This is a genomic window from uncultured Anaerococcus sp., from assembly GCF_963510915.1.
GTDB lineage: Bacteria > Bacillota > Clostridia > Tissierellales > Peptoniphilaceae > Anaerococcus.
Window position 1 is genome coordinate 1 of sequence record NZ_CAUPHG010000056.1, and the last position, 11587, is coordinate 11587.

An 11587-nucleotide genomic window follows, 5' to 3' on the forward strand; every position below is an offset into this window, starting at 1 on the left:
AACATCAGAATATTGGGCTAGTTGGTGTTGGAGCATTGTCTTACCAGTACCAAATCCTCCAGGAATAGCAACAGTACCACCCTTCGCAATTGGGAAAAATACATCCAATACTCTCTGACCTGTAACGAGTAAGTTCTGTAAACCCAAAGCTTTCTTTACTGGTCTTGGATTTCTAACTGGCCAATATTGATAAAGCTTTAGTTCAAAAACACCTTCATCATTTTCAACTTTAAGAATTGTATCTTCAAGTTTATATTTGCCATCTTCTTTAGCTTCTACAATTGTCCCATTAAAACTAGACATGAGCCTATGTTCAATGACCTCAGTTTCCTTAATAGTGGCATAAATATCTGATTTTCTTATCTTATCGCCCTTTTTGAATTTGATTTTAACATCCCATTCTTTTTCCAAGTCCAAGTTATCAAAACCAATTCCAGATGGTATAAAGGCACCATGCTTATCCATAATATGTTTAAGTGGTCTTTCTATACCATCAAACATATTTCCCAATAGGCCTGGACCTAGTCTAACAGAAAGAGGCATTGATGTAGAAATAATATCCTCTCCTACTTTTAGACCTGATGTATCCTCATAAACCTGAATGGTAGCAAGATCTCCGTCAACAGAAATAACTTCTCCGATTAGCTTTAATTCGCCAACAGATACCATTTCTCTAATTTTAAGATTCCTTGCATTTTGAGCATAAACAACAGGTCCATTAATTGTTTTAATTATTGGATTCATTAAAATGCTCACTTTCAAGAACTTGGTATAGTTTTTTGCCAAATTCATATTTTTTATCTCTTATTCTTTCTTTATAGCTAAAATTATATCTAAACTCATTATTAATATCTTTTAGTATAAAGCCGCCAATATAAGTCTTGTCAATTGCTTGTTTATTTTTAAAATCTATTAAATCCAAATCATCTTCTAGAACGCATACAACAATTTTATCCTCTGATAAATTAAGTTCTTTCATAAACTTCTTAATATCATCTGATAAAGATTTTTTATAAGAGTCAGTTTTTTTATAAGCTCTAAGTTTACTTATTAATCTATTATAAAAATCTTCAAGCAATTCTTCTCTATAAGCATAGAAATCATTTTTTGCTTCTTGCTTAATTTTAGAAATTTCTTCATTTTTTCTAATTTTCAGAAAATTTTTTCTATCTTTTATACTTTCTTCAAATTCTTGATTTCTTTGTTTGTTTTTATTGTCTATATAGGATGAGTTTTTTTCTGTTGATAAGAATAATTCATTATCAGTTTTTATTTTTTCTTCATCCCATACCATCTTCCTAAAACTCGATAGTTTTGCTTCTATATCTAGCATATTTCATCCTTTCAACCATCAATAATTACAATCAAAGGCATTGTGTAATCTCTTCTATAATTATCAATCCTATTTGTATTTTGATTATAAACTGACCTTGTAATTATCAATATAGCAAGATTCTCATCCTTGTACGAATTTTTAAATTCTTCTTCAAAATTTTGATCTCCAACCAAGCTTGCTTCAATTGCTCCAAGACGAAACATTGTAAGCAAGCTGTTAGAATCAGTTAGAATCTTTGCTTTCATTTTATGCGTTTAGGATCATGATAGAAATAATAACACCGAAGATTGCTATACCTTCAGCAAGACCAACGAATATAATTGTTCTACCTAGGATAGATTGGTCTTCAGAAATAGCGCCTAGAGCTGCAGATCCAACTGTACCTACGGCATAACCAGTACCAATTGCTGCAAGACCTGTTGAAAGAGCTGCACCAATATATTTAAGTCCATCAGAGGATGTGGCTACTGTAGCTGCACCTTCTGCTGCTTTTGAAGCGGATGGAATCATAAGTACAACAATCATTAACATTACTGGCACAAAGGTAAATAAATTCATCTTTAATGCTTTAGAAATTTTTGCTTTTGATGGGTCTTCATTGTTCTTTAATAAGTATAAACCTGAATAAATTGTTATTATTACTACTGCTAACGCTAGCATTGCTGTGTATTTAATCATAATATCTCCTTTTATTTTATTTCTTTAATTGGTCTAAATTTACGACCATTTCCTTGATAATATTTACTAAACATTTCATAAAATTCTAGTCTTAAACCTTGAATGAATACTATCATACCTTCAAGGCCTATTATTAAGATATTTCCTAGTATCAAAATAATTAGTCCCTTGATTCCTCCACCTGCAATTTTACTCATAACCTCAAAAGCCATATACAAACCGACGTGATTTATTGCAAAGGCCCCTACCCTTGTAAAGGATACTAGGTTTGAAAATACAGATAAAAGAGCTTCTATTATTGAAAATGAACTTTCTACGTAATAGTCAAAGGCACTTGATTCAAAAACTTCATCTCTTTTTTCAATCTTTGCTGCGATTGGTTTTGAAAAAATTATCATTACGATTGAAGCAATCAATAAAACTAGACCTACTGTTATAGGCATTGGATTAATCTTCACTATATTTAGGATTATTAAGACAAAGGATGTCAACATCATAAGTCCAGCTATTCCTTCTTTACCGAAGATACCTTCCTCAATATTTTTTTGTTTTACAAGCTTGTTATAAATACCTAAACAATAGGCTATAACAAGAAGTCCAATACCAAAAGCTACAGATGCAATAAGTACTTTCATTATGTTATCAAATGGTTTTATCAAAATGGCTGGTATGAGGGTTTCTATACCAAATACTGAACCATACATTATACCAAAGAAACAAGCTGAAAATCCTATCCTTCTAATAAGAGCTCCAAATGTTTTGTTCTTTTTGTCAACCAAATAGCTCAACAAAACAAATACTAAACCTTGACCAAGGTCCCCAAACATCATTCCATATAGTAACATATAAGATACTGCAAAAAATGGGGTTGGGTCTATTTCGTTGTAATTTGGGGCGCCATACATATTAACTAAAAATTCGAAGGGTCTAAATAATTTATTATTTCTTAACTTAGTAGGAGGTTCTTGATTAAATTTTTTTTTTACTTCTACATTAGTTTTTTCATATTTATTAGCTAGGTTTTCAAATTCTTTTACTTTAGATTTAGGAACCCATCCTGTTAGATAGAGGTATTTTTCACCCTTTGCCATTTTGCTAATAATCTCTTCGCTCTTCTCATAATACTCGACTGTACTAGGTAAAGATTCAAAAGTGTCTTCATTCTTTTTTTTGAAACTTTCAATTTCAGTTTCCAAGGAGCCAAGTTCTTCGTTCACTTTACTTAATTTACTTTCAATTGATTCAAGATTATCATCAGGAAGATCTTTATCAATAAAGCCCATTGTATTTACAGCCCTACCAATATCCTCACTAACTTGTTTTGGGTAGACTAACAAATAATTTTCTTTTGAATTTTTAATTTTATCTGTCATTGTCATCTCCCCCAATAATTTTGTTGAATGCATCGCAAACAAGCGAATCAACTTTCTCCTTATATAGACTTTCTATATTATTTTTTCTATCAGAAAATGAATTTTTAATTTCTTCAGCTTCTTTTTTTATTTTTTCCTCATTATTAGCATTTAAGTTAGCAACTTCTTTAGATATTTTCTCATTATATGTTTGATCAATTCTATTAGCTACTTTTAAACTCTCAGACTTTTCGTTTTCAATTATTTCATCAACACTTTTTCTTCTTTGACTAGTTTTATTATCAATATCAATCAAAGTATTGAGAGCTTCGGAACTTTTTACAGCTTCGTCGTCTAAGTGAATAATCAATGATGGTATATTTTCATAGTTATTTTTCAATATGAATCTACCATCTTTTGTTACCTCACCATATCTAAAATCAAAATAATTTAAGTGTTTGATCTTTTCGATATCAACGTTTGATCTAGCAAGAATTTCCAAATTATTTTTATAATTTAACAATTTTTCTTTCTCGCAAACAAGCTCTTCTCTTCTTTTAATCATCGGTTCAAGCCTAGTATAGAGCCTATCTAGCTCTTCTTTACTTATAACTTTAGATATTTGACCAATTTCTTCATCATCATCGATGCCTAAAAATCTTTTTAAATAATTTAACTTTTCAAGCTCTTCTTTGGAAAGTCCATGAAAGCTCGTAATATTATTCATATCCTCAGTTAGTTCGACATTTTCGCTACTAGCCTTGACAGAGAAAGCTCTACTGGCCACTTGACCAAAAGCATCAATTGGTTCAATTTGACCTATATTAATAACATCTTTTAATAAATCAGTTAGATTTTCTACCCTAGATGTTATATTAACAAGGTTCATTTTTTCTACTGCCATATCTACCTTCCTATTAACAATTCTCTCTTCTGATTATAGTCATACTTTTCATCCATTTCCAAGATAGAAACAATATTTTTTATATCTAGATATAATAGATTTATTGCAGAAACAACATAAAGTATGTCACAATTCTCTTTGATTATCTCATCTCTGGAATTTTTCCATCTTCTATCTTGTATTCTTTTATAAAATAATTTCTCATCTTCAAAAATATTTTTATACCTACCATCAGAAAAATACTCTATAAATTCGTCCTTATTTAGATTAGATATCTCTCTAAGTCTGTCCGCATTAAACAGATATCCACCCTCTATAAGGTAGTTAAAAACCTCATTATTATTTATTTCAAAAAATGATTTTAACCTGTAAAGCATTTCAAAATTCAACAAATTAATTTCTTCAGATAAGTATTTGTTGATATGTTTATATTCAGTATTAGGAAATTTTTCGCTAATTTTTAATAAATCCCTGTAGTATAACTTAATAAGCGCATTTGAAGATAAAAATATCAATTGATCTTGATCCATATTTTTATTCAAGAATGGTTCAAGCACTCTTTTTATATGTTTATCTTTAATTGATTTAACAAAATCTTCTAGAGAAAAATTAGGTAAAAGTACCATATCTTCGAAAAATGGACTATTGACAAAGTATTTATAATTCTCTTCCAAAGACTTATTTAAGATACTTGTAATTATTTCTTGAATCAAATAAATTTTATAAATAGAAAAATATAATTGATAGAATTTCTTTTCTAAGCCTCTTAAAAAGAATTCGATTGATTTGACTTGTTTATAAAAGTAATTATATAATTTTTCTTCAACATCAAGCTTATTGTCATTTTCATTTAAAAATTCATAGTTTTTTTTCAAATAAGATATTTTTCTACTCAAATCATTTTCGTTTAAAGTTCTCTCAAGTAAATAATCATCCAAAAGTTTCCCTAATTTCGCCTTAGCTTTTACAGAAACATCTTTCATAAAACCTCCTTCCTGACATGCTATATTGTACCCGATTGTTTTTTATAAAAAAAGCTTTTAATATATTTAATATAAATCATAAGAAATGATGATTTATAAATATAAAATCCCAGCAAAGCCAGGATTTTATTATACTAGGTCTCCAGAAATTGTAAATGATGTATTATCAGTAATTTTAACCTTAACAAACTCACCTATTAAGCTTTTATCTGCCTTTACATGAACTAATTTGTAATCATCAGTTCTGCCAGTTAAGACTTCTGAATTATTTTTACTTTCTGATTCCAACAAAACTTCAACAGTCTTACCAATATAAGACTTATTTTTTTCATTAAATATAGGATACAATAAATCTAACAACCTATCGAACCTTTCTTGAACAATATCATCGTCAATTGGTGTAAGTTTTGCTGCCCTAGTTTTTGGCCTAGGAGAGTACTTGAATGTAAAGGCTGTATCATAGCCGACTTCTTTGCATACATTTAAAGTCTCTTTGAAATCTTCTTCTGTTTCTGTTGGATAACCCACAATAATATCGGTTGAAATCGCTATTTCAGGTATTTCTTCTTTTAACTTTCTTGCTCTTTCCAAATATTTTTCTTGGGTGTATTTTCGGTTCATATCTTTTAGTACCTTATCAGATCCAGATTGGAGTGGAAGATGAAAATACTTACAGATATTATCATTTCTTTTTATAACTTGGATTAATTCGTCAGATAAATCTTTTGGATGGCTAGTTGTAAATCTTAATCTTTTTAAATTTGGAATTTGAGCAACCTTTTCAAGTAATTCAGGAAAGGTGTGATTAAAATCGGCCTTGTTCCCATAAGAATTAACATTTTGTCCTAAAAGTGTTATTTCTTTATATCCGTTATTTACAAGATATTCAACTTCTTCAATAATTGAAGAAGGTCTCCTTGATTCTTCACGTCCCCTTGATTCGGGTACTATGCAATATGAACAAAAATTATCACAACCTGTCATTATATTTACATATGCCTGGAAATGATTTGGAGTATTATACAATACAAAATCATCTTTTACATTATCTGTGGAAATATCTACTACTCTTTCACCTGTTTCTAAATATCTAAAAATGAGGTCACCAAGAGAATTAATATTTTTTGTTCCAAAAATTATATCAACTTCTTTATGTTTATCAATAATAACTTGCCTAGCCACTTCAGTTTGCATCATACATCCAGAAACGGCAATTATTTTATCAGGATTGGCTTCTTTTATTTTTTTCAAAGAAGAAACTTGTCCATAAAGTTTTAATTCTGCATTTTCCCTAACCAAACAGGTATTAAATAAAATAAAATCCGCTTTCTTTCTATCCTCTTCATAGGTATAACCTAAGTCTTCTAGGATAAATGAAATTCTTTCAGAATCATGTTCGTTCATTTGGCAACCAAATGTAGTTATATTATATGTCTTACCCTTAAAATAATCTTTATATTTGTCTAGTTTCTTACTGGCCATACTACTCCTTGCGAAAAAAAAGAGATGAACTAAGTCATCCCTTTATGTTTATTATTTTTACTCAGCGTCTTCTTCGATAGAATCTAATAAATCCTCTGATCCTTGTTCTGACAAAGCTTGTGCAAGCATATCACCAAGGTTGTTGTTTAGATCATCATCGCCAAAGGCTTTTGAATTGTCTCTTTCAACTTTTTTTCTTGGTCTATCATTATTTCTAGCTTGTTGTCTAGGTTTTCTTTCAGGTCTTTCTGGTGCTTCTTTTAAAGCTTTGATTGAAAGTCCAACTTTTTCTTCATCTTTGTCTATTGAAATTATTTTAACTTCGACTGTGTCACCAACATTTAATTCATCAGATGGTTTCTCAACGTGTTCCCAAGAAATTTCAGAAACATGTACTAAACCTTCAACACCATCAGCAACTTCTACGAATGCACCAAAATCTAGTAAATTAACAACTTTTCCTTCAACTACATCGCCAACTTCATGCTCATTAACGAATTTTTCAAAAGGTTTTTCGATTAGTTGTTTACGACCAAGAGAGATTCTATTTTTCTCTTTGTTAAGTTTTAATATTTTAACTTCTATTTCATCACCAACATTTAAAACATCAGAAGGATGCTCTACTCTTGTCCAAGCAATATCTGATACGTGAAGTAAACCATCTAATCCATTTACTTCAACAAAAGCACCAAAGTCAGTAAGTCTTGCAACTTTACCTTTTACTACTTGACCTTCTTCAAGCTCTTCCCAAAGGTCATCTAGTTCTGCTTCTAAAACGTCTTTTCTAGATAGAACGAGTCTGTTTTTTCTTTCGTCGATGCTTATAATCTTTAGATCCCATTCTTCACCAACAAATTTCTTTAAATTTTTAACAAAATATGTTGCGATTTGGCTAGCTGGTACGAAACCATTAATACCATTAACTTCGACTGTAAGACCACCCTTATTGAAGCTTATAACCTTACCATGAACTAATTCATCATTATCATACTTATCGGCAAGCTCTTTCCAAGCTCTCATTCCTTCTACTCTTCTTGTAGAAAGGGATACATTACCTTCACCATCATCTAGTTTGATGACATATACATCTATGTCATTTCCAACTTCAAAACTGTTTTTTGGATCTTTTTGTTCTTCTTCAGTCATTTCGTCTAGTTTAACAATACCATCTGCACGATATTGAATATCAACAAATACTTCATCATCCTTAACGTTGATTACTGTACCTGTGATTACCTCTTTTGGGTAAATCTTTCTTAAACTATTCTCCAGACTGTTCATAAATTCTTCTTTTGTGAATTCATCCATACTACTTACTACCTCCTCGATAATCGACTCAGGCGTAGACGCTCCTGCGATTATTCCTAATTTTTTAAATTTAGAGAGCTTTTGCAAAGGTAGATCTTTAACAGTTTCAATCCTAAAAACATTTTTGCAAAACAAACTAGCTACTTGATAAAGCTTGTTTGTATTAGAACTATTAAAACCACCAACAACAATCATGCAATCCACCATATTTGCAAGTTCTCTTGCTGAATCTTGCCTTAATTTTGTTGCATTGCAGATTGTGTTTTCTATTACTACACTATCATTATTTTCTTCTAACTTGTTAGCAATATTTTTGAAATACTCTAACCTATTCGTAGTTTGACTTACCACAAATAGCTTGTCATAATTCTTAATATTTTTTGCTTCAGTCTCATCTGAAACTATTATACCATTTTTTATACAAGAGTCCATAGCAATTATTTCTGGATGTGTTTTATCTCCAACAATTATTACCTGATATCCTTCTTTTTCCTTATCAATAATTTTTTTATAGATATTATTAAGGACTGGACAAGTAGCATCTAATAATTGATTTCCGTTTGCTTTAAGCTTTTCTTTAAAATCCTTAGGCTCTCCATGTGCCCTAATAACTATCAAGCTATCCTTAATCTCTAGTGCTTGTTCATGATTTATGACACTTAGACCTCTGTCCTCATAACTTTTTACAAGTTGAGGATTATGAATTAATGGACCTAGTGAATAAGCTTTTTTATTATTTTTTATGGCTTCTTCAGCAAGTTCTACACTCCTTTTAACTCCGAAGCAAAAACCTGAATTTTTCGCCTTAATTATTTTCATTAGCTCCTCTTTCTAGAACTTTATGATTTTCATATATATATTTATACACTTCATCACTTATCATCTTCATCGCTTCTTTATTTTTAAGATCATGGTAAGTCTTAATATTAATAGATTCTTTTACATAAATATCTACCCTTGAAAAAATTTTATAAGAAGTGATTATTTCTATGGGAAGAATATCTGCCTTAGCCTTGAGAGCTATAAAACCTACTCCTTCATGCATATTATCCCTAGAAATCTTTTTTACTCTTGTTCCTTCAGGAAAAATGCCAAGAGTTTTACCTTCCTTAATAAGTCCAATTGCATATTTCAAAGCTTTTAGGTCGTTGCCTTGACGATTTATTGGAAAAACACCTGCAAATTTAAGGATATTTCTCAAAACCGGGATTTCAAAAAGTTCTTTTTTTGCCATAAAATTAAATTTTATCGGTAATGACACAGCTAAGAAAAATGGATCTAGGTTAGACCAATGGTTGGCGCAAGCAATAAAATCTGGATTTGTCGGAATATTTTCCTGTCCATGAACCCTTATCCTATAAAACGGAAAAAATAAGACTCTTAAAATCGCAACTACTATATTATAAAACATCTGACTTCTCCATGTATGAGAGGATTTTTTCTACTGTTTGTTTAATATTCAAGTCAGAACTATCAACAATTATAGCTCCTTCAGCTACTTTAAGAGGTGAAACTTTCCTATTTGAATCATAGTTATCTCTTTTTATTATAGATTTTTCTATTTCTTCAACTGTCATTTCAGATTCACCCTGGTCGTAACGCCTCTTTGCCCTTGTTAGGGCAGAAGCAGTAAGATAAAATTTATACTTAGCATTTGGGAACACAACACTTCCAATATCCCTACCATCTAGGATAAAGGATGTATTCTCTGCAATTTTTCTTTGAAGATCAACCATTTTTTCCCTAACATAATCTCTTGCAGAAACCCATGAGACATTCGCAGTTACTTCATCTGTCCTTAAATCTTTAGTTACGTCACAACCATTTAAAAATAGATTATTTTCTTTAAAATCAATAGTAATTTCATCAAGCAATTTCTTTAATATCTTATCTTCAGTTTTTTCGCCATATCCCTTATCTAGAAAATATTTAGTTACAGCCCTATACATAAGACCTGTATTTAAATATTCGATATTTAGTTTTTCTGCCAATATCTGTGATATTGTTGATTTCCCAGACCCACTAGGTCCATCAATTGCAATAATATATGTCATGTATTCTCCTTAATGAATGTTCCAGCTGCATATGCTGTAGAAAAATATACTTGTAAATTAAATCCACCTGTAAGACTATCTATATCTAATATCTCACCTACAAAAAATAATCTGTCTACCAATTTAGATTCCATATTTTTGGGATTTATAGTTTTTACGTCAACTCCTCCCCTTGTTACGACAGCTGATTCAAAAGATCCTAGCTTATCAAACATTAGATTAAAATTTTTAATTTTTTCTATTATCAATTTTCTTTCTAATTTTGTAAGCTCGCTTGCCTTTTTATTTATATCAATTTTAGTCAGTCTTAATATTTCCTCAATTAAGGCATTATTTAAGATAGATTTTAGTGAATTTTCAATACTCTTTTTAGCATTTTCATTTATTAGTACTAGTATTTCCTTTTCTAATTCATTATAAGTTAGGTTTGGAAAAAAATCTATAGATAAAGCCTTAATAGTTTTATCTCTCATAAAAGAACTAGCTTTTAGCGCACAAGGTCCAGTTAGGAAATTTTGATTTATCATTAAATCTCCATCAATAGAAAAATTACCTTTTGTTGTTTCTATAGTGATTCTTATATTTTTAAATGACTGAGCTTTTAACTTCAACCTATCTTTTATAAAAATAGGTACAAGCACAGGCTTTGGATCAATAATTTCATGACCAAATTTTCTTGCAAGTTTATAACCATAACCATCAGATCCTGTTCTAGGATATGACCTACCGCCTGTTGCTACTATTAAATAATCAAAGATGTAGGTATTATTTTTTTGATCTGTAAGATAAAAATATTTATCCTTATAAGCTTTTGTAATCCTATCCCCAGTTTTCAAAATTATTGATTTTTCTTTAAGTTTTTTTTCAAAAAAATCTATGACATCTCTTGATTTTTCACTTTCAGGAAAAACTCGCCCATCATCTTCAATCTTTGTTGTTAAACCATTATGATTTAAAAAATCAATAAGACCATAATTATCAAAATTTGTAAAGGCAGAGTAAATGAACTTACTATTAGTCATAACATTGTCAAGAAATTCGTCAAAATAAGCTGCGTTTGTAATATTACACCTACCTCCACCTGTCATTAACAGTTTCTTGCCAATTATTTCATTACCTTCAAATAAAGTTACTTGGTTATTTTCATTTTTTGCACTAATTGCTGCCATAATACCAGAAGGCCCCGCACCAATAATCCCAATTTTTTTCATATTTATCCCACAAAAAAAGATAGTTACCTATCTTCTAATTTCTTCAACAAATTTTAATTCTTCATCATTAAAATATCTGTACTCTTTTTCCTTTAGGTCAGAAATGCTTATCTTCCCTATCCTTATTCTTTTAAGATTTATGACTTCCGCATTAAAAACCTTAAACATTCTTCTAATTTGTCTATTATAGCCTTGATGAATAATAACCTTGTAGGTATTATCTCCTAAGTACTCTAACTTTGAATCGGCTGTCTTTTCGCCATTTCCAATATCTAATCC

The 11587-nt window shown here is 30.1% G+C and carries 11 protein-coding genes and 2 pseudogenes; all 13 read right to left on the minus strand.

What is annotated here, in order from left to right; genetic code table 11:
* Positions 1-744 (minus strand): annotated as a pseudogene (locus tag RQ893_RS05865) (V-type ATP synthase subunit A); the annotation flags it as partial.
* Positions 728-1333: a V-type ATP synthase subunit E family protein gene (locus RQ893_RS05870; protein ID WP_311482119.1), complete on the minus strand. Its 606-nt coding sequence runs from the start codon at positions 1331-1333 to the stop codon at positions 728-730. The gene RQ893_RS05870 and the pseudogene RQ893_RS05865, both read right to left, overlap by 17 nt.
* An 11-nt stretch (positions 1334-1344) precedes the next feature.
* Entirely contained in the window at positions 1345-1581 is a 237-nt protein-coding gene (locus RQ893_RS05875; RefSeq protein ID WP_311482120.1) for a V-type ATP synthase subunit F, read from the minus strand.
* 1 nt (position 1582) lies between these two features.
* Positions 1583-2014: an ATP synthase subunit C gene (locus RQ893_RS05880; protein WP_311482121.1), complete on the minus strand. Its 432-nt coding sequence runs from the start codon at positions 2012-2014 to the stop codon at positions 1583-1585.
* 11 nt (positions 2015-2025) lie between these two features.
* Positions 2026-3393: a V-type ATP synthase subunit I gene (locus tag RQ893_RS05885; protein ID WP_399523485.1), complete on the minus strand. Its 1368-nt coding sequence runs from the start codon at positions 3391-3393 to the stop codon at positions 2026-2028.
* Entirely contained in the window at positions 3377-4270 is an 894-nt protein-coding gene (locus RQ893_RS05890; protein ID WP_311482123.1) for a hypothetical protein, read from the minus strand. The genes RQ893_RS05885 and RQ893_RS05890 overlap by 17 nt, the downstream gene beginning before the upstream one ends.
* A gap of 2 nt (positions 4271-4272) precedes the next feature.
* The gene (locus RQ893_RS05895; RefSeq protein WP_311482124.1) at positions 4273-5253 is read right to left on the minus strand and encodes a V-type ATPase subunit; all 981 of its coding nucleotides are present in this window, start codon (positions 5251-5253) and stop codon (positions 4273-4275) included.
* 129 nt (positions 5254-5382) lie between these two features.
* Positions 5383-6735, minus strand: a complete 1353-nt coding sequence (miaB, locus tag RQ893_RS05900) for a tRNA (N6-isopentenyl adenosine(37)-C2)-methylthiotransferase MiaB (RefSeq protein WP_311482125.1) — start codon at positions 6733-6735, stop codon at positions 5383-5385.
* Between the two features lie 57 nt (positions 6736-6792).
* Entirely contained in the window at positions 6793-8862 is a 2070-nt protein-coding gene (locus tag RQ893_RS05905) for a bifunctional 4-hydroxy-3-methylbut-2-enyl diphosphate reductase/30S ribosomal protein S1 (protein WP_311482126.1), read from the minus strand.
* Positions 8849-9454, minus strand: coding sequence for a lysophospholipid acyltransferase family protein (locus RQ893_RS05910; RefSeq protein ID WP_311482127.1), 606 nt, complete (start codon positions 9452-9454; stop codon positions 8849-8851). Before RQ893_RS05910 ends, RQ893_RS05905 begins: the two co-directional genes overlap by 14 nt.
* Positions 9444-10097 carry a (d)CMP kinase gene (gene cmk, locus RQ893_RS05915; RefSeq protein ID WP_311482128.1) on the minus strand — a complete coding sequence of 218 codons (654 nt, stop codon included), beginning with the start codon at positions 10095-10097 and terminating at the stop codon, positions 9444-9446. The genes RQ893_RS05910 and cmk overlap by 11 nt, the downstream gene beginning before the upstream one ends.
* Complete coding sequence (locus tag RQ893_RS05920; RefSeq protein WP_311482129.1) at positions 10094-11308, minus strand: NAD(P)/FAD-dependent oxidoreductase; 1215 nt, start codon at positions 11306-11308, stop codon at positions 10094-10096. Before RQ893_RS05920 ends, cmk begins: the two co-directional genes overlap by 4 nt.
* Positions 11309-11335: 27 nt before the next feature.
* Positions 11336-11587, minus strand: a pseudogene (locus RQ893_RS05925) (rRNA pseudouridine synthase); the annotation flags it as partial.

Excerpts from the sequence above, each read along its gene's own strand:
- RQ893_RS05880 (WP_311482121.1), bottom strand. The coding sequence starts at position 2,014 with ATGATTAAATACACAGCAATGCTAGCGTTAGCAGTAGTAATAATAACA.
- RQ893_RS05895 (WP_311482124.1), bottom strand. The coding sequence starts at position 5,253 with ATGAAAGATGTTTCTGTAAAAGCTAAGGCGAAATTAGGGAAACTTTTG.
- miaB (WP_311482125.1), bottom strand. The coding sequence starts at position 6,735 with ATGGCCAGTAAGAAACTAGACAAATATAAAGATTATTTTAAGGGTAAG.
- RQ893_RS05890 (WP_311482123.1), bottom strand. The coding sequence starts at position 4,270 with ATGGCAGTAGAAAAAATGAACCTTGTTAATATAACATCTAGGGTAGAA.
- RQ893_RS05910 (WP_311482127.1), bottom strand. The coding sequence starts at position 9,454 with ATGTTTTATAATATAGTAGTTGCGATTTTAAGAGTCTTATTTTTTCCG.
- cmk (WP_311482128.1), bottom strand. The coding sequence starts at position 10,097 with ATGACATATATTATTGCAATTGATGGACCTAGTGGGTCTGGGAAATCA.
- RQ893_RS05870 (WP_311482119.1), bottom strand. The coding sequence starts at position 1,333 with ATGCTAGATATAGAAGCAAAACTATCGAGTTTTAGGAAGATGGTATGG.
- RQ893_RS05920 (WP_311482129.1), bottom strand. The coding sequence starts at position 11,308 with ATGAAAAAAATTGGGATTATTGGTGCGGGGCCTTCTGGTATTATGGCA.
- RQ893_RS05905 (WP_311482126.1), bottom strand. The coding sequence starts at position 8,862 with ATGAAAATAATTAAGGCGAAAAATTCAGGTTTTTGCTTCGGAGTTAAA.
- RQ893_RS05875 (WP_311482120.1), bottom strand. The coding sequence starts at position 1,581 with ATGAAAGCAAAGATTCTAACTGATTCTAACAGCTTGCTTACAATGTTT.
- RQ893_RS05885 (WP_399523485.1), bottom strand. The coding sequence starts at position 3,393 with ATGACAATGACAGATAAAATTAAAAATTCAAAAGAAAATTATTTGTTA.